23 protein-coding genes are annotated in these 25,206 nt (G+C 70.4%); 8 read left to right on the top strand and 15 right to left on the bottom strand.

The genetic code is table 11. The features are described 5' to 3' along the window. Nucleotides 1-48 precede the first annotated feature (48 nt). The 3 genes from ACFW2G_RS04890 to ACFW2G_RS04880 form a co-directional block, all read right to left on the bottom strand. Complete coding sequence (locus ACFW2G_RS04890; protein ID WP_037920280.1) at nt 49-963, bottom strand: MerR family transcriptional regulator; 915 nt, start codon at nt 961-963, stop codon at nt 49-51. 180 nt (nt 964-1,143) lie between these two features. Further along, on the bottom strand, nt 1,144-2,934 hold the full coding sequence (locus ACFW2G_RS04885) for an SDR family oxidoreductase (RefSeq protein WP_384581026.1): 1,791 nt from the start codon (nt 2,932-2,934) through the stop codon (nt 1,144-1,146). A 5-nt stretch (nt 2,935-2,939) separates the two neighbouring features. After that, a complete protein-coding gene (locus ACFW2G_RS04880; protein ID WP_384580976.1) occupies nt 2,940-3,812 on the bottom strand; it encodes a M24 family metallopeptidase in 873 nt (290 codons plus the stop codon). A 215-nt stretch (nt 3,813-4,027) separates the two neighbouring features. Between ACFW2G_RS04880 and ACFW2G_RS04875 the strand changes: the two genes are divergently transcribed. The 5 genes from ACFW2G_RS04875 (at nt 4,028) to ACFW2G_RS04855 (ending at nt 8,271) form a co-directional block, all read left to right on the top strand. Next, entirely contained in the window at nt 4,028-5,017 is a 990-nt protein-coding gene (locus ACFW2G_RS04875) for an ABC transporter ATP-binding protein (protein ID WP_078556253.1), read from the top strand. Beyond that, on the top strand, nt 5,007-5,894 hold the full coding sequence (locus ACFW2G_RS04870; protein WP_037920274.1) for an ABC transporter permease subunit: 888 nt from the start codon (nt 5,007-5,009) through the stop codon (nt 5,892-5,894). Before ACFW2G_RS04875 ends, ACFW2G_RS04870 begins: the two co-directional genes overlap by 11 nt. Continuing rightward, complete coding sequence (locus tag ACFW2G_RS04865) at nt 5,891-6,802, top strand: ABC transporter ATP-binding protein (RefSeq protein WP_037920272.1); 912 nt, start codon at nt 5,891-5,893, stop codon at nt 6,800-6,802. The genes ACFW2G_RS04870 and ACFW2G_RS04865 overlap by 4 nt, the downstream gene beginning before the upstream one ends. A 15-nt stretch (nt 6,803-6,817) precedes the next feature. Further along, nucleotides 6,818-7,537 (top strand): ABC transporter permease, encoded by a 720-nt coding sequence (locus ACFW2G_RS04860; RefSeq protein WP_037920269.1) that lies wholly within the window; start codon nt 6,818-6,820, stop codon nt 7,535-7,537. Between the two features lie 83 nt (nt 7,538-7,620). Beyond that, a complete protein-coding gene (locus ACFW2G_RS04855) occupies nt 7,621-8,271 on the top strand; it encodes a rhomboid-like protein (RefSeq protein WP_384445819.1) in 651 nt (216 codons plus the stop codon). Between the two features lie 233 nt (nt 8,272-8,504). On the opposite strand, the gene ACFW2G_RS04850 is transcribed toward ACFW2G_RS04855, so the two are convergent. The 9 genes from ACFW2G_RS04850 to ACFW2G_RS04810 all read right to left on the bottom strand — a co-directional run bounded on the left by ACFW2G_RS04850 (nt 8,505) and on the right by ACFW2G_RS04810 (nt 18,197). Continuing rightward, nucleotides 8,505-9,317 (bottom strand): HAD family hydrolase, encoded by an 813-nt coding sequence (locus ACFW2G_RS04850; protein WP_037920265.1) that lies wholly within the window; start codon nt 9,315-9,317, stop codon nt 8,505-8,507. Further along, nucleotides 9,314-10,591, bottom strand: coding sequence for a serine--tRNA ligase (gene serS / locus ACFW2G_RS04845; RefSeq protein ID WP_384445815.1), 1,278 nt, complete (start codon nt 10,589-10,591; stop codon nt 9,314-9,316). Before serS ends, ACFW2G_RS04850 begins: the two co-directional genes overlap by 4 nt. A gap of 522 nt (nt 10,592-11,113) precedes the next feature. Then, complete coding sequence (gene pheA / locus ACFW2G_RS04840; RefSeq protein ID WP_037920260.1) at nt 11,114-12,049, bottom strand: prephenate dehydratase; 936 nt, start codon at nt 12,047-12,049, stop codon at nt 11,114-11,116. A gap of 42 nt (nt 12,050-12,091) precedes the next feature. Continuing rightward, on the bottom strand, nt 12,092-13,378 hold the full coding sequence (gene efeB, locus ACFW2G_RS04835) for an iron uptake transporter deferrochelatase/peroxidase subunit (protein ID WP_370466687.1): 1,287 nt from the start codon (nt 13,376-13,378) through the stop codon (nt 12,092-12,094). Further along, nucleotides 13,375-15,327, bottom strand: a complete 1,953-nt coding sequence (locus ACFW2G_RS04830; protein WP_384580974.1) for a copper resistance CopC/CopD family protein — start codon at nt 15,325-15,327, stop codon at nt 13,375-13,377. The genes efeB and ACFW2G_RS04830 overlap by 4 nt, the downstream gene beginning before the upstream one ends. Before the next feature lie 21 nt (nt 15,328-15,348). Next, nucleotides 15,349-15,828 (bottom strand): copper chaperone PCu(A)C, encoded by a 480-nt coding sequence (locus ACFW2G_RS04825; protein WP_037920254.1) that lies wholly within the window; start codon nt 15,826-15,828, stop codon nt 15,349-15,351. Beyond that, nucleotides 15,825-16,481, bottom strand: a complete 657-nt coding sequence (locus ACFW2G_RS04820) for an SCO family protein (protein ID WP_037920252.1) — start codon at nt 16,479-16,481, stop codon at nt 15,825-15,827. The genes ACFW2G_RS04825 and ACFW2G_RS04820 overlap by 4 nt, the downstream gene beginning before the upstream one ends. 73 nt (nt 16,482-16,554) lie before the next feature. Next, nucleotides 16,555-17,277, bottom strand: coding sequence for a YcnI family protein (locus tag ACFW2G_RS04815; protein WP_037920249.1), 723 nt, complete (start codon nt 17,275-17,277; stop codon nt 16,555-16,557). A 110-nt stretch (nt 17,278-17,387) separates the two neighbouring features. Next, complete coding sequence (locus ACFW2G_RS04810) at nt 17,388-18,197, bottom strand: hypothetical protein (protein WP_384445811.1); 810 nt, start codon at nt 18,195-18,197, stop codon at nt 17,388-17,390. Nucleotides 18,198-18,335: 138 nt separating this feature from the next. On the opposite strand from ACFW2G_RS04810, the gene ACFW2G_RS04805 reads away from it, so the two are divergent. Then, complete coding sequence (locus tag ACFW2G_RS04805; protein WP_384580972.1) at nt 18,336-18,785, top strand: ATP-binding protein; 450 nt, start codon at nt 18,336-18,338, stop codon at nt 18,783-18,785. Between the two features lie 126 nt (nt 18,786-18,911). On the opposite strand, the gene ACFW2G_RS04800 is transcribed toward ACFW2G_RS04805, so the two are convergent. Further along, nucleotides 18,912-20,378: an aminopeptidase P family protein gene (locus ACFW2G_RS04800; RefSeq protein ID WP_384445807.1), complete on the bottom strand. Its 1,467-nt coding sequence runs from the start codon at nt 20,376-20,378 to the stop codon at nt 18,912-18,914. Between the two features lie 118 nt (nt 20,379-20,496). Further along, on the bottom strand, nt 20,497-22,050 hold the full coding sequence (locus ACFW2G_RS04795; RefSeq protein ID WP_384445857.1) for a PP2C family protein-serine/threonine phosphatase: 1,554 nt from the start codon (nt 22,048-22,050) through the stop codon (nt 20,497-20,499). Between the two features lie 395 nt (nt 22,051-22,445). On the opposite strand from ACFW2G_RS04795, the gene ACFW2G_RS04790 reads away from it, so the two are divergent. Beyond that, nucleotides 22,446-23,204: a bifunctional DNA primase/polymerase gene (locus ACFW2G_RS04790; RefSeq protein ID WP_384580970.1), complete on the top strand. Its 759-nt coding sequence runs from the start codon at nt 22,446-22,448 to the stop codon at nt 23,202-23,204. A gap of 109 nt (nt 23,205-23,313) precedes the next feature. Next, on the top strand, nt 23,314-23,886 hold the full coding sequence (locus ACFW2G_RS04785) for a hypothetical protein (protein WP_384445803.1): 573 nt from the start codon (nt 23,314-23,316) through the stop codon (nt 23,884-23,886). A 182-nt stretch (nt 23,887-24,068) separates the two neighbouring features. Here ACFW2G_RS04785 and ACFW2G_RS04780 read toward each other — a convergent pair whose 3' ends face one another. Continuing rightward, nucleotides 24,069-25,043 (bottom strand): DUF5926 family protein, encoded by a 975-nt coding sequence (locus ACFW2G_RS04780; protein WP_384445801.1) that lies wholly within the window; start codon nt 25,041-25,043, stop codon nt 24,069-24,071. Nucleotides 25,044-25,206 lie beyond the last annotated feature (163 nt).

Raw genomic sequence — 25,206 nt, 5'->3', positions numbered from 1 at the left:
TCGGACGCCACGGGTCACCCCGTCCGTTCCGCCCCGCCACGGGCCCGGCTACCGGCCACCCCGGCGTGCCAGATCGTTCATCGTGCGGGCCTGGAGCTCCCGCTCCGTCGCTGCCCGCACGAACTCCGCCACGTGGTCGGCGCCGACCAGCTCCTGCACCGCCCGCACCGTCCCGGCCGGTAGCGCCACCGGCGACGGTCCCGTCGGCTGCGACGTCCCGGCCGCTCCTAGGTGCCGCTGGAGGTGCCGGGTCGCGAAGAGTCGCATTGCGCGGGCCAGCTCCGCATCCACGGTCTGCTGGGCCAGCGGCCGCAGCCGCCGTACCATCGTCGCCGCCTCCGCGGCGTCCGCGTCGGTGGGAGGCACCTGCCCGAGGTAGCGCGCGAAGACGTGCTCGGTGGTGAACTCCAGGAACCGCGACGCGATGTGCTCCACCTGGCCCCGCAGTTCTCGGAGGTGTCCGGTGATCGCCGCGAGCGGCACCCCGGCCGCGTACAGCTCGGCCGCCACCGCCAGCTCCTGCGGGGACGGCACCAGGAACTGGTCCGGGCGCCCGGGGATCCGCTCCAGCACGCCCAGTTCGCAGGCCTCGCTCACCGCCTCGTCGTCCGGCAAGCCGCCGAACCGTTCGTTCAGCTCGTCCCGGCTGATGCGGGCCGCCTCCTCGTCGGTCCACGGCCCGTGTACCTCGGCGACCAGCCCCAGTACGCCCCCCAGCCCGCGCCCCGCGTCCCAGGCCTCCAACAGCTCCTTGATGGAGGCCAGGGTGTAGCCGCGGTCCAGGAGGTCGGCGATCTGGCGCAGCCGCGCCAGGTGCGTGTCCCGGTAGACGTTGGAACGGCCCCGCCGCTCAGGCTTGGGCAGCAGACCGCGGTCCTGGTACGCGCGGATGGTGCGCACTGTCGCTCCACTGTGGTGTGCCAGATCCTCGATCCGGTACTCGGCCACCGCCTGATCGGACAAACCCGGCTCCCTACGACGTCGTGGCTCGGCCGGCCGTGCGGAGCGCGCCGGCCGCGGCCCGTGCGGCAGGTGAAGCCGCAAGGCACTCGACCGCCCTGCGCAGCGAGCCCTCCTGCGAGGGATGGTACGACCGCCGGCGGGAGCGGGGTATGGCCGTGCCGGGCTCTCTCCGGCCCGCGCTCACAGCCGGGGCTCCAGCCGTGCGATGCGCCGCAGGGTGCGCGGGGCGAAGCGGGACATCCACAGGGCGCCCTTCGACTCGGGTGTGACCGGCACGACCGCCTCGTTGCGGACCACGGCCCCCAGGATCGCCTCGGCGACCTTCTCCGGTGGGAAGTTGCGCAGGCCGTAGAGCCGCGAGGAGCGTTCCTGGCGGCGCTTCTCCTCGGCCTCGTCCACCCCGGCGAAGCGCGAGGTGGCGGTGATGTTGGTGTTGACGATGCCGGGGCAGATCGCGGAGACGCCGATGGACTTCGGGGCGAGCTCCGCGCGCAGGCACTCCGACAGCATCAGCACCGCGGCCTTCGAGGTGCTGTAGGCGGGCAGGGTGCGGGAGGGCAGATAGGCAGCGGCCGAGGCGGTGTTGACGATGTGCCCGCCCTGACCGCGCTCCGCCATCTGCTTCCCGAAGATCCGGCACCCGTGGATGACCCCCCACAGGTTGACGTCCAGGACCTTCTTCCAGTCCTCGGCCGTGGTGTCGAGGAAGGCCCCGGACAGGCCGATCCCGGCGTTGTTGACCAGGACATCGACGATTCCGTACTCGGCGGCGACCTTCGCCGCCAGCTTCTCCATCGCCTGCTCGTCGCCCACGTCCACACACTCCGCCCAGGCGTCGGAGGCACCGACGAGGCGGGCCATGTCGGCCGTGCGTGCCGCGCCCTCCGCGTCCCGGTCCACCGCCACCACGCGTGCTCCCGCCTCGGCGAAGGCGAAGGCGGTGGCCCGGCCGATGCCGCTGGCCGCTCCGGTGACCAGGACCAACTGGCCGCCGAAGCGGTCGGCGTACCGGGCCGGAGCCCTCCGCTCGGGTGCCCGCGCGGCCGGCTCCTCCCGGGCCGTGACGAACTCCGCGATCCAGGAGGCCAGTTGGTCGGGCCTGGTCCGCGGAATCCAGTGCTTGGCGGGCAGGGTCCGCCGCAGCAGGTCCGGTGCCCAGCGCTCCAGGCCGTCGTAGAGCCGCTCGGACAGGAACGCGTCCCCGGTCGGGGTGATCAGCTGGACCGGTACGTGGGCGTAGGCGTCCGAGCGCGGCCGGCGCAGCCTCGGGCGCACGTTGTCGCGGTAGAGCCAGGCACCGTGCGCCGCGTCCGAGGACAACGAGGCCGTCGGGTAGGAGCCGGCCGGGACCTTCTCGACGCGCTGCAGCATCCCGGGCCACCTCTTGCCGAGCGGCCCGCGCCAGGCGAGCTCCGGCAGCACGGGCGTGTGCAGCAGGTAGACGTACCAGGACTTGGCGCCCTGCCCGAGGAGCTGCGCCGCCGCCCGCGGAGTCGGCCGCGACATGCGCTTCTTGATCCAGTGTCCGAAGTGGTCCAGGGAGGGACCCGACATCGAGGTGAAGGAGGCGATCCGCCCCTCCGTACGGCCGACCGTCGCGAACTCCCAGCCCTGCACCGAACCCCAGTCGTGGCCGACGAGGTGCACCGGCCGGTCCGGACTGACCGCGTCCGCCACCGCCAGGAAGTCGTCGGTCAGCTTCTCCAGGGTGAAGCCCCCGCGCAGCGGCTCCGGCGCGGTGGAGCGGCCATGGCCGCGTACGTCGTAGAGCACGACGTGGAAGCGGGTCGCGAGCCGCTCGGCGACCTCGGTCCAGACCTCCTTGCTGTCCGGGTAGCCGTGCACCAGCAGCACGGTCGGGCGGCCCTTCTCGCCGAGTTCGACTACGCACAGTTCGACCCCGCCGCTGCGCACCCAGCGCTCCCGCGCACGCGGGAGCTCCCCCGCTCCTGTTCGGCTCATGCCGCTCATGCCGCTCATGCTGCCTTCTCCTCCTCGGCCCAGCGCCGCACGTGCGGCAGATCGTCGTCGAGCCAGAACGCGCTCTCCTGCGGGTCCCGCGAGTCGGTGACCACGAGGATCTCCTCGAACTTCGCGCCGGTGCCCCGGAAGCCCAGATGTGGTTCCACCGCCCACAGGCCGGGCTGCGGCGGATGGTCGGAGAAGCGGTAGGGGCTCCATAGCGGGGACCAGCCCTCACGGTGTCCGTGCAGCGCGTCACCGGCCAGTCCCTTGAGGGACTGGGCGCCGAACCCGAACAGCGTCGGCGACCAGCGCCGCTGCTCGACCCGGTCGATCTTGTGGGCGATCACGCCGAAGGGGTAGGCGCGGTGGCGGTTGGCGTACCCCTGCCGGTTCATCAGCCGCTCGACGTCCTCGTAGATCTCCCGCAGGGAGCGGCGCTCGCGCACCTGCTCCAGGATGAGCGCCCGGTGCGCCCGCAGATCGGACATGAGCCGGTCCTGCACCGGATTGAGGCCGAGGCTGCCCGAGTATCCGATGTCCGCCGAGAAGCCCTTGTGGACCGGCGCCATGTCGAGGATGAACGGCATCCCCGGCTCCAGCCGCCGGTTCGTCGGGAAGAACTGCAGCGGGATCCGGAAGCCGGCGAAGGCGGTACGGTCCCCGAACCAGGCGAACGGCAGGTGGAACCAGTCCCGTACCCCGCGGTCGCGCAGCCACTCGCGCTGCATGCGCGCGGCCTCGCGCTCGGTCACTCCGGGCCGCAGCTGGGCCGCGACGGCCTCGGCGCACTCGTAGGCGAGGCACTGCACCTCCCTGAACCCGCTCAGGTCGGCGGAGAGCCGTCCGGAGTGCCGCGCGGTGCGTTGCCTGGTGTCCCCAGCCATGTCAGCCCGTCCATCCGTGTAGCCGTATGCCCGTAAGTTGACACTGATGAATGTGACAATGCCCGGAGATCGCGTCAAGGGGCGTGCACGGACCTGTGGACAAAGTTGTCCGGTCCATATCAACCTCCCGTACGGGCGTGTACGCCTGAAGGCGGAGACGGGATCCAGCTCCAGGTCTGACGCCTTACGACAGCCCCGCCACTAACGTCGGATCCGTGACTGTCATCGCGACTGAAAGCCTGAGCAAGCGGTACCCCCGAGTGACCGCCCTCGACCGGCTCTCCCTGGACATCGGCCCCGGCGTGACCGGGCTCGTGGGCGCCAACGGAGCCGGCAAGTCCACGCTGATCAAGATCCTGCTGGGACTGTCCCCCGCCACCGAGGGCAGCGCCACCGTGCTCGGCCTCGACGTCAATACGCATGGCAGCGCCATCCGTGAACGCGTCGGGTACATGCCCGAGCACGACTGCCTGCCACCCGACGTCTCGGCCACCGAGTTCGTCGTCCACATGGCGCGCATGTCCGGCCTGCCGCCGACCGCGGCTCGCGAGCGCACCGCCGACACCCTGCGCCACGTCGGACTGTACGAGGAGCGGTACCGCCCCATCGGCGGCTACTCCACCGGCATGAAGCAGCGCGTCAAGCTCGCCCAGGCTCTCGTCCACGACCCCCAGCTGGTCCTCCTCGACGAGCCGACCAACGGCCTGGACCCGGTCGGCCGCGACGAGATGCTCGGCCTGATCCGCCGGGTCTACACCGACTTCGGCATCTCCGTCCTGGTCACCTCCCACCTCCTCGGCGAGCTGGAGAGGACCTGCGACCACGTCGTGGTCGTCGACGGGGGCACACTGCTGCGCTCCAGCTCCACCAGCGACTTCACCCAGACCACCACGACCCTCGCGGTCGAGGTCACCGACTCCGACCTCCACCCGGACGGCACCACCGCCCTGCGCAAGGCGCTGACCGAGGCGGGCCTGACCCTGCACGCCGGCGCGGAGCAGGGTCTGCCCGGGGCCGGCCACATCCTCCTCGTCGAGGCCACCGGCGAGCAGACCTACGACACCATTCGCGACACCGTCGCCGAGCTGGGCGTCGGCCTGGTCCGCATGGAACAGCGCCGCCACCACATCGCGGAGGTCTTCCGCGACAACGACCAGCCCGTGTACACCGCTCAGCAGAAGGGAGCCGGTTCCGATGGCGCCTGAGACGTCGACGCAGATCCACAACATCGGCTACCGGTCCTACGACGGACCCCGGCTCGGCCGCGCCTACGCCCGCACGTCGCTGTTCTCGCAGTCCCTGCGCGGCGCCTACGGCCTCGGCCGGTCGGCCAAGTCCAAGGTTCTCCCGATGCTGCTCTTCGCGGTGATGTGCGTCCCCGCGCTGATCATCGTCGCGGTGGCCATCGCGGTGCCCGGCTCCACCGACCTGCCGATCAAGTACACGACGTACGCCCTGACCACGCAGGTGGTCATCGGCCTCTACCTTGCCTCCCAGGCGCCGCAGTCCGTCTCGCGCGACCTGCGCTTCAAGACGGTCCCGCTCTACTTCTCGCGGCCCATCGAGCGCGTCGACTACGTCGTGGCCAAGTACGCGGCCATGGCCTCGGCCATGTTCATCCTCACCGCGACGCCACTGCTGATCATGTGGATCGGCGCGCTGCTGGCGAAGTTCGATTTCACCGACCAGACCAAGGGATTCGGGCAAGGACTCGTGTCGGTTCTGCTGCTGTCGCTGCTCTTCTCCGGGATCGGCCTGGTGATGGCCGCGCTCACCCCACGCCGCGGTTTCGGTGTCGCAGCGATCATCGCGGTGCTCCTGATTCCCTACGGTGCGGTCACCGCGGTGCAGGGCATCGCCTACAGCACCGGGAACACGGCAGCCATCGACTGGCTGGGCCTGTTCTCACCGATCACCCTGGTCGACGGCGTGCAGACCGCGTTCCTCGGCGCCAGCTCCGCCTTCCCCGGCGGTGAGGGCCCCTCGGCCGGCATCGGCTTCGTCTACCTGCTCGTCGCCCTCGGCCTGATCGCCGGCTCCTACGCCGCCCTGATGGCCCGCTACCGGAAGGCCGGGCTGTGACCACCATCGACATCGACCACACCTCCCGCTGGTTCGGGAACGTCGTCGCCGTCAACGACGTGACCATGCGCGTCGGCCCCGGCGTCACGGGACTGCTGGGCCCCAACGGCGCGGGCAAGTCCACGCTCATCAACATGATGGGCGGCTTCCTCGCCCCCTCCACGGGCACCGTCACCCTCGACGGCGCCCCGATCTGGCGCAACGAACAGATCTACCGGCAGGTGGGCGTCGTCCCCGAGCGCGAGGCGATGTACGACTTCCTCACCGGCCGTGAGTTCGTCGTGGCCAACGCCGAGCTCCACGGCCTCGACGACGCGGCGGCGCAGCGCGCGCTCGCCACCGTCGAGATGGAGTACGCGCAGGACCGCAAGATCTCCACCTACTCCAAGGGCATGCGCCAGCGCGTGAAGATGGCGTCCGCTCTCGTCCACGACCCGTCCGTGCTGCTCCTGGACGAGCCGTTCAACGGCATGGACCCTCGTCAGCGGATGCAGCTGATGGACCTGCTGCGGCGCATGGGCGACGAAGGACGCACCGTTCTGTTCTCCTCCCACATCCTGGAGGAGGTCGAGCAGCTCGCTTCGCACATCGAGGTGGTCGTGGCCGGACGGCACGCAGCCTCCGGCGACTTCCGCAAGATCCGCCGCCTGATGACGGACCGCCCGCACCGCTACCTCGTCCGCTCCTCCGACGACCGGTCCCTCGCCGCGGCCCTGATCGCCGATCCCTCCACGGCCGGCATCGAGGTCGACCTGAAGGAGGGCGCGCTGCGCATCCAGGCCGTCGACTTCGGCCGGTTCACCGAGCTGCTGCCCCAGGTGGCCCGACAGCACGGCATTCGGCTGCTGACGGTCTCGCCCTCGGACGAGTCCCTCGAGTCGGTCTTCTCCTACCTCGTCACGGCCTGAAAGGAGCTGGCACCCATGTACGACCCCACCGTTGCCCGGCTCACCTACCGGGCCCTGCTCGGTCGGCGCCGCGCGCTGATCCTCTTCGCCCTTCCCGCCCTGCTGATCGTCATCTCCATCGCCGTCCGCGCCTTCACGGGGCTGGACGACAAGGTCGCAGCTGACCTGCTCGGGGGTTTCGCGCTCGCCACCATGGTCCCGCTGATCGGGGTGATCGCCGGTACCGGCGCCATCGGTCCCGAGATCGACGACGGTTCCATCGTCTACCTGCTGGCCAAGCCGGTGAAGCGCCCGACGATCATCATGACCAAGCTGATCGTGGCGATCGCCGTCACCATGGCCTTCTCCGCGATCCCCACCCTGATCGCCGGCTTCATCCTCAACGGCAATGGCCAGCAGATCGCCGTGGCCTACACGATCGCCGCACTCGTCGCCTCGATCGCCTACAGCGCTCTGTTCCTGCTGCTGGGCACCGTCAGCCGGCACGCCGTCGTCTTCGGCCTGGTCTACGCCCTGATCTGGGAGTCGCTCTTCGGCAGCCTGGTCGAGGGTGCCAAAACCCTCAGCGTCCAGCAGTGGGCCCTGGCGCTCGCCGAGAAGGTCGCCGGTGAGGGATATGTCGACGCCACCGTGGGCCTGCCCACCGCCTCGGTCCTGCTCGTCGCGGTCACCGTCGGAGCCACCGTCTACGCAGGCCAGAAGCTGCGCCGCCTCACACTGGCCGGCGAGGAGTAGGCCCTGCCGCAGTACTCGCCCGACTGTGCCCCGCCCGGCCCACCGGCCAGGCGGGGCACCGTTTCGAGGGCCATCATCGGTGCATGATCGAGCGCACTGACCCGGAGCCGTCCAGGCCCCTGCGGTCCTGGATACGTTCCTCGCCCGGAACGCACATCTGGCTGCTGATCATCGCCGTGACCAGCGTCATCGTCGCGATCGTGCCGGACCAGACGGAACGCGTCCTGCTGCACCGAAACAGCAGCAACATCCACCAACTCGTCCAGTACCCCGTGCGTGCCCTCCTCAGTAGCGCGTTCTGGATCGAGAACCCGGCTTCCCTGGCTCTCTACGCCGCGCTCTTCGAGGTCTTCCATGCACCCGTCGAACGCTGGCTCGGCACCTTGCGCTGGCTCGTCATCGTGGCCACCGCCCATGTCGTCGCCACGCTGATCAGCCAGAGGGTCCTGTTGACGGCCATCCAGGACCACCGGGCCCCGCGCAGCATGGCTCACGTCGTCGACATCGGCGTCAGTTATGGCCTCGCGGCTTCAATAGGTGTCCTCACCTACCGGCTCCCCGGCCCATGGAGATGGCTTTACCTGGTCGGAGTGCTCGCCTTCTTCGGGATCCCGCTCGTCACCGGAGGCACCTTCACCGACCTGGGCCATGCCATAGCGCTCGCCATCGGACTGCTGTCCTGGCCGCTCACCCGCCACGTCGTTCCAGATGAAACACCGCCACGTTTCACGTGAAACGTGGTGGGTCGGCCTCCGTTTTCGCGGGGCATTGCCCCGGGTCCACCCACTGGCCGTCGCCTATGGGCGGCGCCGTCGGATTCACGGCTGATGCGCGGAAATTCGCTGGTACGGGGCTTCGGGCCGGGGCAGAGTAAGGAGTGCGGGGAGCAACAAGAAAGGTCCGGGGCGGCCACTTCGAGCGCGCCTTCCGGCGCGGGCCACCCCGGACCTTTCGTAGGTCCTGCGCGTTATCCGGCGCCCAGCAGACGCTCCAGCACCACGGCGATCCCGTCCTCCTCGTTGGAGGTCGTCACCGCGTCGGCCACCGCCTTGAGTTCCGGGTGGGCGTTGGCCATGGCCACCCCGTGGGCGGCCCAGCCGAACATCGGGATGTCGTTCGGCATGTCGCCGAAGGCGATCGTCTCCGTCGCCTTCACCCCGAGCCGGCGCGCGGCCAGGGACAGGCCGGTGGCCTTCGTCAGGCCCAGCGGCAGTATCTCGACGATGCCGGGCCCCGCCATGACAACGTCGACGAGGCTTCCCACGGCCTCCCGGGCCACCTTGACGAGCTGGTCGTCGTCCAGCTCCGGGTGCTGGATGTAGAGCTTGTTGAGCGGAGCTGTCCACATGGCTGCGGTGTCCTCCAGGTAGAGGGCCGGGAGCCCCTCTTGCACCTGGTAGCCGGGCCCGAACAGGACCTTGCCGTCCACCCCATCGCGGCTGGCTGCCAGGGCCAGCGGGCCGACCTCAGCCTCCAGCTTCGACAGCGCCAGCCCGGCCAGCTGCCGGTCCAGCGTCACCGAGGTCATGAGCCGGTGCGAACCCGCGTCGTAGACCTGGGCGCCCTGTCCGCAGACGGCGATCCCCTCGTAGCCGAGGTCGTCCAGTACGTGACGGGTCCAGGGCACCGAACGGCCGGTCACGATGATGTGTGCCGCGCCCGCCGCGGTGGCCGCGGCGAGGGCTTCACGGGTGCGTTCCGAGACGGTGTCGTCGCCACGCAGCAGCGTGCCGTCGAGGTCGGTCGCGACGAGCTTGTAGGGGAACGGGGCCGGGCTCACTTGTTGATCGGCTCCAGGACCTCGCGGCCGCCGAGGTACGGGCGGAGCGCCTCAGGAACCCGAACGGATCCGTCGGCCAGCTGGTGGTTCTCCAGGATCGCCACGATCGTGCGCGGAACCGCGCACAAGGTGCCGTTCAGCGTGGACAGCGGCTGGGTCTTCTTGCCGTCGCGGTAGCGGATCGACAGGCGGCGGGCCTGGAAGCTGTCACAGTTCGATGCGGAGGTCAGCTCGCGGTACTTGCCCTGGGTCGGGATCCATGCCTCGCAGTCGAACTTGCGCGAGGCGGAGGCGCCCAGGTCGCCGGTGGCGACGTCGATCACCTGGAACGGCAGCTCCAGGCTCGTCAGCCACTGCTTCTCCCACTCCAGGAGCCGCTGGTGCTCGGCCTCGGCCTCCTCCGGCGCGACGTACGAGAACATCTCGACCTTGTCGAACTGGTGGACGCGGAAGATGCCTCGGGTGTCCTTGCCGTAGGTACCGGCCTCACGGCGGAAGCAGGGGGAGAAGCCGGCGTACCGCAGCGGCAGCTGGTCGCCCTCGATGATCTCGTCCATGTGGTAGGCGGCCAGCGGGACCTCGGAAGTGCCGACCAGGTAGTAGTCGTCCTTCTCCAGGTGGTAGACGTTCTCCGCGGCCTGGCCGAGGAAACCAGTGCCCTCCATGGCGCGCGGGCGGACCAGCGCCGGGGTCAGCATCGGGATGAAACCGGCCTCGGTGGCCTGGGCGATCGCGGCGTTGACCAGCGCCAGCTCCAGCAGGGCGCCCACACCGGTCAGGTAGTAGAAGCGCGAGCCCGAGACCTTCGCACCGCGCTCGACGTCGATGGCGCCCAGCAGTTCGCCGAGTTCCAGGTGGTCCTTGGGCTCGAAGCCCTCGGCGGCGAAGTCGCGGATGGTGCCGTGCGTCTCCAGGACGGTGAAGTCCTCTTCGCCGCCGACGGGTACGTCCTCGTGGACGATGTTGCCGAGCTGGAGGAGAAGGCGCTTCGCGGCTTCGTCGGCCTCGTTCTGCTCGGCCTCGGCGGCCTTGACGTCCTGCTTGAGCTGTTCGGCCTTCTTCAGCAGCTCCGCCCGCTCCTCCGGGGAGGCCTTCGGGATGAGCTTGCCGAGCGACTTCTGCTCGTTGCGCAGTTCGTCGAAGCGCATGCCGGAGGACCTGCGGCGCTCGTCCGCGGAGAGCAGGGCGTCGACGAGGTCGACGTCCTCTCCACGAGCGCGCTGCGAGGCGCGGACACGGTCGGGGTCTTCACGGAGCAGCCGGAGGTCAATCACCCCTCCAGGCTACCGGGCTGGGCTTCCTTGGATCACACCGATATCACGCTGCGTGTCGCTATGTCCTGATTGCAACGAATGGATAAGTCTTGATCGCTGACCGGAAGTGGCCCTTCTCGGGCTGTCAATAAAAGCGGCCGCATTCCCCGAAAAGGGGCAGCGTGCCGGATCCTGAGTCGTCCCTGAGCAGGGCCGGAGGTGGTTCTTGTCCACAGGAATGGTGACCGTCCGAAGTTTATCCACAGGCTGTGCGCCGTCGCTGTGGACACAGGAATAGATCATTCCTGACCGGTGGATGGCTGAGGGGAATCAGGGCCCAAACCGCCCTCACACACTCATTCGGGTGGGAATGGCTCGCTCCAAAGTGTTCATCGGCGATACGGGGGTGACACCGTTCACCTGTCGCTTCCCGGCGCGAAACCTGGGCTGCCTGACCGATTTGTCGACCTTGCCGCACCGCTCTGTCGACTTATCCCCAGTCTCGGCCGCGACCTGTGGATAACTCTGTGGATAGAGGGGGCGCTAGGCCCGACCGTCGAGGCAGCGTGCCAGCCAGTCGGACGCAGCCGTGAAATCGCCATCGGAGGTTCCGGCCCGCGGGGACCGCACGTCACTCTGAGCGACACCGGCGCGGGGGTAGGAGCCGAGGAAGCGGACCTGAGGACAGGTCCGCTTGAGGCCCATAAGCGCCTCGCTGACCCGCCGGTCCGAGATATGGCCCTCCGCGTCGACGGCGAAGCAGTAGTTGCCGATGCCCTGTCCGGTCGGACGGGACTGGATGAGCATCAGGTTCACCCCGCGGACCGCGAACTCCTGAAGGAGCTCCAGCAGCGCACCAGGGTGGTCGTCGCCGAGCCACAGGACGACGGACGTCTTGTCGGCACCCGTCGGTGCGGCCGGCCGCGCGGGACGTCCCACCAGCACGAACCGGGTTTCGGCGTTCTCCGCGTCGTGGATCTCGGTGACCAGTGGCACGAGGCCGTAGGTGGCGGCGGCGAACTCGCCGGCGAAGGCGGCGTCGAAGCGTCCCTCCTGGACCAGCCGGGCGCCATCGGCGTTCGAGGCCGCCGACTCCCATACCGCGTCGGGCAGGTTCGCCCGCAGCCAGTTCCGCACCTGGGGCTGGGCGACCGGGTGCCCGGTGACCGTCTTCACGTCCGACAGGGCGGTCCCCGGCCGTACCAGCAGGGCGAACGCGATGGGCAGCAGCACCTCGCGGTAGATCATCAACGGCTCGCCCGAGGCCAGTTCGTCGAGGGTGGCCGTGACTCCTCCCTCCACCGAGTTCTCGATCGGTACGAGGGCGGCGGCCGCCTCGCCGTTGCGCACGGCGTCCAGGGCGGCCGGGACCGACACCATCGGGACGAGCTCCCGGGTCGCGGCTTCCGGCAGGGTGCGCAGGGCGGCCTCGGTGAAGGTGCCCTCGGGACCGAGATACGTGAAGCGGGTGGCTGACATGCGATCAGCCTAATGCCGGGGTCCCGGCCACCGCGGCGCTGTTCATCCTTCGAGCAGTCGCTGCCCCACGTACTCGCCGCTGCGCGGGCCGGGCGGAACCGCGTACAGGCCGCTGGACTCGTGTCGGATGAACGCCGACAGCGCGTCGCCGCGGTCGAGCTTGCGCTGTACGGGCACGAAGCCGCGCAGCGGGTCGGCCTGCCAGCAAATGAACAGGAGCCCGGCGTCCGGAGCTCCGTCGGGGCCGATTCCGTCGTGAAACGAGAAGGGGCGCCGCAGCATGGCGGCCCCGCCGTTCTGCTCGGGGGCCGAGATACGGGCGTGCGCGTTCGACGGGATGACGGGCCTGCCGTCGGGGCCGATCTTGTCGAGCTCCATCTCGGTGGTCTCGCCGCCACCCGTCAGCGGTGCGCCAGTGGCCTTGGTGCGGCCGATGACCTGCTCCTGCTGGTCGAGGGACTGTTTGTCCCAGTCGTCGAGGAGCATGCGGATGCGCCGCACGACGGCGTACGAGCCTCCGCCCATCCAGGCGTGCTCCGCGGGCCCGGGGCCCACGGCGGGAACGAAGATCCGTTTGTCGAAGTCGGGCTCGGAGGGCTTCGGGTTGCCGGTGCCGTCGACCTGCCCCATGAGGTTGCGGGCGGTCATCGGGGTGTCGGTCGCGCCGGGGGACCGGTTGAAGCCGTTCATCTGCCAACGGACGCGGGCGGCTTCCCCCGCGTCTTTCTGGAGTGCGCGCAGGGCGTGGAAGGCGACGAGTCCGTCGTTCGCGCCGATCTGGACCCACAGGTCGCCGTTGCTGCGCTGCGCGTCGAGCCGGTCGGAGGAGAAGTCGGGCAGCGGGTCGAGGGCGGCGGGGCGGCGGGAGCCGAGGCCCGTGCGGTCGAAGAAGGAGTGTCCGAAGCCGAAGGTGACCGTGAGGGAGGACGGCCCGGCGTCGAGGGCGATACCGCTGTCGGCGGTCGGTGCGGTCTCGCCGGCCATGAGCCGCCGTGCGGTGTCGGACCAGCGACGCAGCAGCGCCGCGGCCTCGGCGCGGCCCGCTCCGGGGGCCAGGTCGAAGGCGACCACGTGTCCCTTGGCCTGTAGGGGCGTGGTGATGCCGGCCTGGTGGTCCCCGTGGAACGCCACCCGGGTGGCTCCCAAGGAGGACAAGGTCCCAGCCGCTCCGGTCGCCGAGCCACTGCCGGAATCGGCGAGCGAGGCGTGTGCGAGGGCGCCGCTCGCGCCGCCGAGGGCCAGGCCGGCCGCGCCTGCCGCGCCGACGGTGCCCAGCAGCCGGCGCCGGGAGATCTCGATGTCAGGGTTGCTCTCGGTCACGCTGGTCAGCCGATCTTCACGGTCTTCTGGACGGTGGTCTGGTCAATGTCGGACGTGCGGACGGTCACATCGATGCGCCATTCGCCGGCAAGCGGCAGTTGGACACCGGATGCGGTCCAGTGTCCGGGGGCGGCCTGCTCGGGGAGGACCGGCAGCGGGCCGATGTCCTGGGACGGGAGGGTGAAGGCGACCTTGATCTCGGGGAGGTCGAAGGGCTGCCCCTCGCCGGTGTCCGCCCAGAGGTGGAGCGTATTGGCGCCGACCCGGCCCGGGTCGAGCTCCAACCGGACGGAGCCCTTGCCCGTCGGACCGCCGGTGTCGAACGGCAGGGTGATCTTTACGGCGCGGTCGGGGACCGCGGTGGAAGCGTTGCTGCGGGACGCCTCCTGCTCCACGGTGCGTCCGGGTTCGGTGCTCGTGAGGATCGTGGTCACGACGAGCAGGACCACGGCGATCGCCGCTTCGGCGAGCACGGAGCGGCGCAGGCCCGCCCGGTCCGGGTCGGCGTCACGTACCCGCTTCTCGCGTGCGCTCTCCAGAGCGGCGCGCTGCCGGGCGAGCTGTGCGGCCCGCTCCGGGTCCGCCGGGACGGTGGTGGTGGGCTCTGTTTCACGTGAAACATCATCGGGTTCGGCTACCCGCGCGCCCACCTTCGCGTCGGCCTCCTCGAACGCGGCAGGAGCCTCGGCCAGCCGGGCGGTCCACTTCCGTGACAGGTAGGAGACGGCGAGGAGAACGACGACCAGGGCGACCTTGAGGAGCAGCAGTCGCCCGTACTCGGTGCCGGTCAGGGCGGACCAGCTGCCGGTCTGCCGCCAGGCCTGGTAGATGCCGGTAACGGCCAGGACCACCACGCTGACGAAGGCGAGCCGGGAGAATCGCCGGACCGCCGAGCGCTCGATCCCGGGCACCTTGTACAGGGCGACGAGCAGGGCGGAGAGGCCGCCCAGCCAGGTGGCCACGGCCATCAGGTGGAGGATGTCGACGGGCATGGCGAGGCCGGGCTGGATGCCGGTGGACGCGTGCTCGGAGAGGGCCCAGGTGGCTGCAATGCCACCGGAGACCACGGCCCCGCCGATGGTCAGGCCGAAGGTCAGGTCGTTGGTGTCCCTGGTCTCCTCCTCGGTCCCGGTGTCCTGCAGACGGCGCGCGAACACGCCGAAGAGGACCGCGACGAACAGGGCTGCCGCGCCCAGCAGCAGCAGCCGGGAGACCAGCGAGGCGCCTGTCTTGGTCTCCAGGACCGCCCTGAGCCCGTCCAGGTCGAAGACGTCGGTGAACCGGCCGGAGCCCGTGTAAGGGGTCCGGAGCACCAGCATCGTCAGGGTGGCTGCGGTCAGGGTGACCCAGGCCCGCACGACGAGCTTCTGGAGCGGCCGTTCGGCGGCGCCCCTGCGCCAACACAGCAGGATGAAGGCGGCGCCGCCCACCAGGGCGGTGAAGCCGGCGTAGGCGGCATAGCGGGCGATGCCGTAGGCGATTCCGACGGGCCCGCCGCCTGCTGCCGTGGCGGGGAGGGAGACCTCCGTGGCCGAGGGCGCGCCAATGGAGAAGGTGAACGCGCCGGAGACCGGGTGGCTGTCCGCCGAGACGGCCTGCCAGGCGACGGTATAGGTGCCGTCGGGTAGACCGGAGTGCAGGGCGGTGCCGTAGCGGATGCTGTTCCCGCTGCACATGTCGCGCAGTTCACCGGTGTCTACCCGTCGGCCCTGGGGGTCGAGGACACGAATCGAGTCGTCGCCCATGGCGACCTGCTCCGAGAAGGAGAGCGTGACCTGGGCGGGGGCCGTGGCGACCACCGCCCCGTCCGTGGGGTCGCTCGCGGTGAGTGCGGCGTGCGCCGTGGCCGGTGCGGCCGCGGTGAACAGGGTCGCCAGCAAGGCTGCGAGGACCAGCGCGAGCCGTGGCAGGAGTGCCGTGGCACGGGCGCGGGCCGCGGAGGGGGCGGTGACCGTCATGGCGTGTCAGTCCTCGGTCCGTCAGTGGCCGTGGTCGGCCGTGGAGGTCGGAGCCTGCGCGTTGTACGTGCGTTCCTTCACATCCAGCTCGACCTTGACGGAGCCGGCCTTCTCGAAGCGGAGCTCGACGGCGACCTTGTCGCCGACCTTGGGAGTGCTCTTGAGCCCCATGAACATGATGTGGTTGCCGCCGCGCTCCAGCCTCAGCTCGCCGTCCGCCGGCACGTCCATGGACTGGACCTGCTGCATCTTCTGGTCCTTGGTCTCGTGGATCTGGAGATCGTCGGAGAGGGGGGAAGTGGCGCTGATGAGCTTGTCGGGGTTCTCGCTCGGGTTGTCGATGACCATGAAGGCACCGGCCATCTTGTCGTTCACGGGCTGCGGCATGAAGGCGCCCTTGACGACCATCTTCGGTTCGGATTCTCCGGAGCAGCCGGATATGGCGAGCATCGCCGTCAGGGAGAGGGCGGCGGCGAGGGTACGGACGGTGCGGGTGTTCACGGGTTCTCCCCCTTGGCGAGCTTCGGCAGGTCCTTGGCGTAGTCCTCGACGGTCGTGCCCTCGCCGTAGAGGACGTAGCCCTCGTCGGTCTTGGGCGAGAACGCGATGACCTGCGCGCCGTGCATGGAGACGACGCTGCCGTCGGCCTCCTTCTTGGCCGGATCGATGCCGATGCCGAGGGTCCGTGCGGCCGCCTGGATGGTCGCGAAGTCCCCGGTGAGCCCGATAAAGGACGGATCCTGCGCCTTGAGCCACGCACCGAGGGATTCAGGGGTGTCCCGTTCGGGGTCAGTGGTGACGAAGACGACCCGGAGGTTGTCCTGGTCCTCCTTCGCGAGGTTCTTCTTGGCGACAGCGATGTTGCTCATCGTCAGCGGGCACACGTCGGGGCAGCTGGTGTAGCCGAAGTAGATGAGCGTCGGCTTGCCCTGGGTCTGCTCGCGGAGGTTCCACGGCTTGCCGGTGGTGTCCGTCAGGACGAGGTCCGGCTTGGTGAAGGGGCGATCCAGGACGGTGGCTGCCTTCTTTGCGTCCTGGCCGCCGGAGATCTGGGTGATCCCGCCGTTGTCCCTGGCGGGTTCACCGCCGCAGGCGGTGAGGGTGAGTACGGCAGCAGCGAGGAGCGCGGCGACCGTCACACGTGTGGTGCGCATGGAGAAATGTCCCTGGGATCGGGGATGTGGGGATGGGGATGGACGGAGCGGTGGCGCCCGCGGGCGCCACCCGTCAGGCGGAGCGGCGGCGCGAGGCGATACCGAAGGCGACACCGCCGAGTCCGACGACGATGCCGGCGATGCCGAGGGCGCGGGCGGTGGTGTCGGATCCGTGGCCGGCGGAGGCCTCGTCGTGGCCGTGGCCCGCTTCCTTGTCGGCGTTCTTCGCCTCGTCGGCCTTGGCACCGGCGTGGTGGTCATCGCCCTTGGCGGCCGTCAGCTTCAGTACGGGGGCCGGGGTCTGCGGTTCCGCGGCGCCTTCCTTGGCCTCCTCGATCCAGCGCACGACCTCGTCGTTGTCGTAGGTCTGGATCGCCTTGAAGACCATCTGGTCGGCGTTCTCCGGGAGCTTGCCGACCGAGACGGGGAACTGCTGGAACATGCCCGGACCGATCTTGCCGCCTGACCAGGTCACCTTGGTGACGACCTCGTTGACCTGCTTGCCGTGCACCGTCAGGGGCTTGTCGAGCTTCGTCCTCTCGACGTTCACGGTCCAGCCGGGGACGTCCTGCGGCATCACGGACGTGAGGGGCTGGTCGACCGGGAAGTTGACCTCGAGCTGCGTGGTCGAGGCGTTGTCGCGTTCGTTGGGGACCTTGAAGTTGAGCGTCGCGTACCCGCCCTTGGCGGCGTCGCCGATCGGCTGCACGCCCACGTGCGCGAAGGCGGTGCCGGAGAGGACGAGGACGGAGCCGGCGGCGAGGGCGGCGGCGAAGGAGACGCGAGAGGTCTTCATGACAGAAACACTCCACGGAAGCAGTGGCGGCGGTGGCTCCGCGCACGGGCGCGCGCGGAGTACGCGGCACCGGTGCTCCCCTTGTGTGCCCAGGGGAGGCGGATGCCGCTTCAGGCTGCGAGGGCGAACGCCGCGGGCGGCCCGCGGCGGATCACCGTGTGCTGGAGTGCTACCCGGCCCGTGCACGCCGCGGGCTCGTTTCCGGTCCGGCGGCCGGTCCGCGGGGTGCGGGCGGGCGCGCCGAGTCCGGCGCCGAGGGCGCGTACGAACGTCAGCGCGGCGCGCAGCGAGCGCATCGGAGCCGTGTCGGCGGTGAGCCGGGACAGCTCGACGAGCCGGAAGAGCGCGGCGTCGCCCCGGCCGAGCAGCCAGCCGGCGACGAGTGCGGCCAGCAGGTGCCCGAGCAGCATGGCCGGGCTGAGCAGGCCGGTCTCGGGTGCCGTGGTGACGGCGTGGGCCACGTGCACGCTGTGGCCCTGTCCCGTGGCCTGCTCGGCCAGGGCGGACGGGTCCAGGCCGGCGGATTCCAGGATCCGGCGGGCGTCGGACGGGCTCAGGGGTACGGAATTGCCCCCGCACACCAGCCGGGCGGCGAGTTCCGCGAGGGAGCCGTCAGCGGCGCCGCCGGGTGTCCCCACCGCTGCGGTGCTGTGCTGGCCGAGGCCGAACAGCGCGTGCAAGGAGAGCTGCCCGGCGGCGAGCCCGGCGGCCAGGCCGGGCAGCGCCCGGCGGCGCCCCGCGAGCGGGGCGGCGACGGCGAAGACCGCGAGGAAGCCGATGCAGAGGGCCCACCACGGCACGGTGGCGCAGGACGCGAGGGCGTGCCCGGCCGCGGACAGCACGACACAGACCGCGGTGAACACCGCGGCCCGGATGAGCCGGAGGCCGGCTCCGGCGTGCGTCGCGTGGGGGTCAGACATGGCCGGGACATCATCGCACTGCGCTGACACCTTCCTTACGGCAGGTCCGGAAGATCCGCATCCGCCGGACGTGTGCACGGAGGTCTCGGACGGCCGCGGGGCGCTTACGGCCCCTCCCGGGCGGCAATAGGTAACCGTATGAGCATCTGGTGGTCTCTCCACTTGAGGCGCGAAGCCGCGAGCGTGTCGCTCGCTAGGCGGCTGTTGCTGCGGACGATGGAGACCGCGGGGGTGGACGCGGACATCTCCTTCGATCTCTCGGTGGCCCTGAGCGAGGCCTGCGCGAACGCGGTGGAGCACGGCGGGGGCGGCAACATCCCGGACGAGACCGAGGCCGAGGCGTACCACGTCACCGCCTATCTGGACGGGGACTGCTGCCACATCGAGGTGACCGACTCCGGGCCCGGATTCCCGCCCGCCACGGTGGCCTGCCGCAGACCGGCCCTGGCCGAACACGGCCGGGGCCTGCACCTGATCGCCGAGCTCTCCGATCACGTCCGCTTCCGCAACCGGCCGGGCCGGGGCGCCGTGGTGAGCTTCGACAAGATGCTGAAGTGGCGTGACGACGCGCTGCTGAAGGTGTCGTAGTACGACGGTGGGCGGTAGATACGACGGCGGGCGGGACCTCGTACGAGATCCCGCCCACCGACACGTACTGCGGCGCGGACACCGGTCCTTCGGGCCTCGGCCGTTGCGGCCTCGGTCCGCTCGGCGTCAGCCCTTCAGGCGCGCCATCCAGGCCTCGACGTCGGTCGAGGTGCGGGGCAGCCCGGCCGACAGGTTCCGGTTGCCGTCCTCGGTGACCAGGATGTCGTCCTCGATGCGGACGCCGATGCCGCGGTACTCCTCGGGCACGGTCAGGTCGTCGGCCTGGAAGTAGAGCCCCGGCTCCACGGTGAGGCACATGCCCGGCTCCAACGTTCCGTCCACGTACGCCTCGGTGCGCGCGGCCGCGCAGTCGTGGACGTCCATGCCGAGCATGTGGCCGGTTCCGTGCAGGGTCCAGCGGCGCTGCAGACCGAGCTCCAGGACACGCTCGACCGGGCCTTCCAGCAGCCCCCATTCGACGAGCTTCTCGGCCAGTACGTGCTGGGAGGCGTCGTGGAAGTCGCGGAACTTCGCGCCCGGCTTCACCGCGGCGATGCCGGCTTCCTGGGACGCGTAGACCGCGTCGTAGATCTTGCGCTGGATGTCGGTGTACGTGCCGCTGATCGGCAGCGTGCGCGTGACGTCCGCGGTGTAGAGGGAGTGGGTCTCCACACCGGCGTCCAGCAGCAGCAGGTCACCGGAGCGGACGTCCCCGTCGTTGCGCACCCAGTGCAGGGTGCAGGCGTGTGCGCCGGCGGCGCAGATCGAGCCGTAGCCGACGTCGTTGCCCTCGACGCGGGCGCGCAGGAAGAAGGTGCCCTCGATGTAGCGCTCGGACGTGGCCTCGGCCTTGTCGAGAACCTTCACGACGTCCTCGAAGCCGCGGACGGTGGAGTCGACGGCCTTCTGCAGCTCGCCGATCTCGAACGCGTCCTTCACGGCGCGGGCCTCGGAGAGGTAGACGCGCAGCTCCTCGTCGCGTTCCTTGGTCACCTTGTCGGTGAGGGCGGACTCGATCACCGCATCGTGGCCGCGCACGGCGCGGACCGGGCCCTCGGCCTCGGTGAGGGCGGCGGCGAGCTCGCGCACGTCCTGGGCCGGGATGCCGAGGAGTTGCTCGGCCTCGGCGAGGGAGTGGCGGCGGCCGACCCACAGCTCGCCCTGGCCGGACAGCCAGAACTCGCCGTTGGCCCGGTCGGAGCGCGGCAGCAGGTAGATGGTCGCGGTGTGACCGCTCGCCCCGGCCGGCTCCATGACCAGGACGCCGTTCTCGGTCTGGTCGCCGGTCAGGTACGCGTACTCCGTCGAAGCGCGGAAGGGGTACTCGGTGTCGTTCGAGCGGGTCTTCAGACGGCCTGAGGGGACGACCAGGCGCTCACCGGGGAAGCGCTCGGACAGCGCGGCACGCCGGGCCGCGGTGTGCGCGGCCTGCGCGATCGGCTCCAGACCGCGCAGCTCGGTGTCGGCCCAGCCGGTGCGCATGTTCTCGGCGAGTTCGTCGCTGACGCCCGGGTACAGAGCGTTTTTGCGCTGCTTGTGCGTCTTCTTGGGCTGCTCTTCTTCCGGGGTCTCCGGGGTGAGCTCGTCAGCCACGTCTTCTCCTCAGCTACGACGGTACGGACCTGGGTGTGGACCTCACCCATCGTATGCGTGTACGGGGAAGGCGTGGTCCGGATCGTGCGGGTTGTCACGGTCCGGGCCGCGCGGCGGATCACTCGAAGCGGGCTGCGAGCAGCACGATGTCCTCGGGGGCGTCGGCCGGCCGCCCGTCGGGCAGCACGGTCCGCAGGATGTGGTCGCACAGGGTCTCCGGGTCCTCCCGGGCGGCTCGGGGCGCCCCTGCGGCTGCCGCGTGCAGACGGGCATAGGCCCGGTCCATCGGGTCGCCGGTGTGGTGGAGCAGCCCGTCGGTGTAGAGAAGCACCGTTTCTCCGGGTGCGGGTTCGATCTCCATGCTCGGCGCCTCCCAGCAGGACAACATGCCCAGGGGGGCGGAGAGCGAGGTCTCCACGTACTCCGTGCGGTGCTCGCCGACGACGAGCGGCGGGGTGTGTCCGGCCCCCGCCAAGATGATCTTGCTGTCCCGGTCGTCGCTCTGCTGCCCCCCGGCGGGCTCGCAGTAGGCGAAGAGCGCGGTGGCCGAGCGGGCGGGTTCGGTCAGCCGGAGCAGCAGTTCCAGGTCGGACAGGACGGCGACCGGATCCTCGCCCTCCATGACGGCGTAGGCGCGCAGGGACGCGCGCAGCCGTCCCATGGCGGCGACGGCGCTCGGGCCGGATCCGGTGACGGAGCCCACGGCCAGTCCCAGGGCGCCCTCCGGCAGCGGCAGCGCGTCGTACCAGTCGCCCCCGCCGAGCGGTCCCGTGTGGTGGCGTGCCGCGAGCTGGATCCCGGGGATCCGGGGGAGCCGGCTGGGCAGCAGTTCCTCCGCGACGGTGGCCAGCCGGGTGCGGGATCGTTCCACCTCCAGCATGCGGGCCAGGTGCTCGGCGGCGTGCCGCACGTACAGCCCGGCCAGATCGCGCTGGCGGTCGCTGGGTTCGGCCTGTTCGTCGTAGAGCCACACGGCGGCGCCGAGTCGGCCGGTGGCCTCGGCGGTCAGGGGGAGTGCGTAGCTGGCGGCGTAGCCGAGCCGGGCGGCGACCTCGCGGTGACGGGGATCCACGGGGGCGGCGAATCCGCCGGCCCCGGGGGGCGCGTCCGGTTCGGGAAGCACTTCGGAGCCGCCCTGGGCGTCGGGCAGTCCGTCGAGGATCCGCCCGTAGCGGGTCGCGCTGCGGGGCACGGTCTCGATGTGGCCCAGTTCGGCGTGTCCGAGGCCGAGTCCGATGGTGGCGGTGGGGCCCAGCCCGTCGGAGGGCTCCAGGACGATCAGGCCGCGACGGGCGCCGACGAGTGCGGCGCCGGCGCGCAGGAACTCGCTGAGGGAGGTGTCGAGGTCGTCGGCGCGGGCCAGGCGCTCGGTGAGCTCGTGCAGGGTGGTGAGGTCCGAGACCATGCCTGCCAGCCGGTCCTGGATGAGGCTGCCCGGTGCGGTCGGAGGGGCCGCCGCGGGAGTGGTCCGGGCGGGCGGGGGTGCCGCAGTGTGCGGTGACGTGGTAACTGCTGGATCGATTCCAGCCACTTTCGGCAGATGCGGGGCGCTCATGGCGTCCGCCTTTCCACCTGGTGCGATTCGCCAAATAGCATTGCAAACCCCCAGACCGTGCTGCGCCGCCATCAAGGAATCCACATCTACACGCACACACGGAGGCATGTCCAGCATTGCCCAGGTGGGAATCCTGGTGTCCATGAGACGGCAACTCACTGTCGGGCCAAGGCTAGAACTTGGCCGGAAAAAGCTGGACGCGATCGGTTTTTGAGGTCGACTGGACGAGCTCCGCAGGGGGGTCGGGTACGTACTCGGTGGTGGCCGAGGGCAGTTGACGTACCGGGAACCACTCGGTCGCGGTCTGTCGTCCTCAGCGGCGGCAGCCGGTCTCGGCAGTCGGCGCGGGTCGCGCTCCACCCCCGCCGGACGTTTGATGGACCCGTAAGAACTGTACGAACCGTGTGATCCTGCCCCTGGCGAACAGTGACGCGAAACCTGTACGTGTGGTGAGACACCGATCACATGGTGTGATGTGGCCCTCGACGTTCAACGGAAAGGAACGAGCGCTCATGCGCGAGATCCTCGGAAGGCGTCTCCAGCGGCTCCGCGATCGCCTGCAATCCCTGCGCCCCGACCGGGGGGAGAGCGGCAGTGCCTCCGCTCTCCCCGAAGCGGCGCTCACCTGCGCCACCACATGGCAGTGGCCCGTCCTGCCCGGCGTCGGCCGGTCCGGTACGGACGGAACCCGCTGCGCCTGTCCCGACCCCGACTGCGTCGTCCCCGGCGCCCACCCCTTCGACCCGGGTCTGCTCGCAGCCTCCACCGATCCCCGCATGGTGTCCTGGTGGTGGACCAACCGGCCCACCGCACCCGTCCTGCTGGCGACCGGCGGGACCGCCCCGTGCGCCGTGAGCCTTCCCGCCGGTGCGGCCGCGCGGGCCGTCGTACGCCTGGAGGCGCAGGGCCTGAGGCTCGGGCCGGTCGTCGCCACGCCGACCCGGTGGGCGCTGCTCGTGGCGCCGTACTCGCTGGAGCGGCTCGGGGAACTCCTGTACGCCAAAGACCACGTGCCCGCCTCTCTCCGGTTCCACGGTGAGGGCGGCTACCTGCTGCTGCCGCCGTCCGCCGCGTCCAGTGGCGGCCGCGTCCGATGGGAGCGCGAACCGCGTGCGCTGCCGCAGTGCCCGCCCGGTCCGAAGTCCCCTGGCCTGCGGCCGCCGCCGACCGCGGGGGTGAAGCTCTGGCTGCCCGATGTCGAGGTGGTCGTGGACGCGTTGGTCGAGGCGAGCAGCAGCGCGCCCGGTGGCGGAAGCCGGCTCGCGTACTGACCTGCGGGGTCCCCGAAGATCACTCGTACGGGTGCCAGTGGGGCGAGTTTCCAAGGGAATTGGGCGCGGGGATCTCCGCGCCCCTTTCCCGCGTCGCTATCTTCGGCGAATGAATCTCCGCCTGATCGGTATCGGCGCCGGTGTGCTGATCATCCTGTCGCTCCCGCTCGCCGGTGCGATCGCCGGGCCTGATTTTGCCGGTCAGGACGACGGAAAGAGCGGCGGCCTGTTCACGAGCCTGGGCCTTTCGGAGCCCGCCCGTACCTCGTCCGTGCCGGTCGGGCGCCCGGCGGAACCGGCCGGGACCGGGCGCTCGGGCCCGGCGGAGCAGCCCCGTACGGATGCCCGATGCGGCCCCGAGGTGTCCTCGCCCTACGGAGTGGAGGCGCAGACGTGCGTCATGGCGAGCGAAAGCCAGACGTGGGGCAGGAGTTACTACAGGAACGCGAGTGGTCAGGCGCTGGACGCCGTGCTGACGGTGATGGGGCCGGCCGGGCGCACGGTGCAGATCCGCTGCTCGGTCGGTGCCGGTGACGAGCCCGGTCTGTGCGAGACGCCGAAGGAAGACTCCGCCGGGGGGTTGGAGAGTTACTCCGCAGTTGCGGAGTTTGCAGTTCCGGATGATGAAGGGAAGCTGCTCTTGCGGTCCGGGAGCAACTCACCGGCACCGGCTGACGGTTGAACACCGCCCTGAATAGAAGGGCCCGGTCGCTGGCGACGGGGGATGCACCAGCGACCGGGCTACAAGAACGGTAACAAGAGATCGCCTGTTCGCAAATTCGATCTCTGATATTCAGACACCGATTTGCAGACGATTAACGGGAGTTGTGACCCCGGTCACCGACTCCGCGCGTCCGGGCTGCGTCAGCTCAGGGTCACCTGGCGGTTGGTGAGACCGCCGCGCGCCCGGCGCTCCTCGGCGGTCAGCGGAGCGTCCGCGGCCAGTGCCTTGGCCAGCCGCTCCGCGAACTCCGCCGCCGGCTTCTCGACGTCGTCGGCCGTCACCCCGGTCGGCAGATCCCAGACCGGGACCATCAGGCCGTGGGCGCGGAAGGAACCGACGAGCTTGGTGCCCTCGCCGAGCGAGGACGTGCCGGCCGCATGCAGCCGCGCGAGGGCGTCGAGGAGCTTTTCCTCGGGGTGCGGCATGACCCAGCGCAGGTGGTTCTTGTCCGGGGTCTCGCACCAGTAGGCGGCGTCGACGCCGGTCAGCTTGACGGTGGGGATGGCGGCCGCGTTGGCGCGCTCCAGTGAGGCGGCGATCTCCGGCGACGCGTTCTCGCCGCCCTCGGATTCCGGAATCCAGAATTCGAAGCCGCTGTGCACAACCGGCTCGAAACCGCCGTCGGTGTCCAGGAGATCCTGAAGTCGGGGGCCCTCGGCGGGTACGCGGCGGGCAGTGACCGGAGTTCCCGGCTCCGCGACGAGTGCGCGCTCCAGGGTGTCGGCCAGGTCGCGGCTCAGGTCTCCGGTGGACGTCTCGTTCTGCAGGCCGAGCAGGACCGACCCGTCCTCGCGGCGCAGCGCCGGCCAGGCCATGGGCAGCACGGTCACCAGCGTGACGGAGGGGACGCCGTCGGGCAGACCGCCCTTCAGCGACAACGGGATGGTGGCCGCGGGCACGAGTTCGCGCAGCGCGACCCAGTCGCACTCGCCCGGCAGACCCTCGAACGGCCGCCGGACGTGCTCGGTGACGGCGTGCGCGGCGGCGGCGCCGTGACAGGCCTTGTAACGGCGCCCGGATCCGCAGGGGCAGGGCTCACGCGCCCCGACAACGGGGATCTCGCCGTTGCTGAGCTGCGGCTTTGCAGACTTGGTTGCGGGGCGCTTCTTGGCCATCGTGCGTGTCTCCCGGTTGCGGCGGTACGGCGTCGGTCTGGGCGCGAGCCTAGCCGTTCGTACCGCCGGAACCGGTGGGGTGCGGCCGGGAGCACGGTCGGCGTGCGCTCCCGGACGGCCGCCTGTTCGGATGGCCGGTGCTGCTGTGCTGATGTCGGTGCGG

The sequence above is a fragment of the Streptomyces sp. NPDC058880 genome (assembly GCF_042742535.1).
Taxonomy (GTDB): Bacteria; Actinomycetota; Actinomycetes; order Streptomycetales; family Streptomycetaceae; genus Streptomyces.
This window is presented reverse-complemented; position numbering and strand designations above follow the sequence as displayed.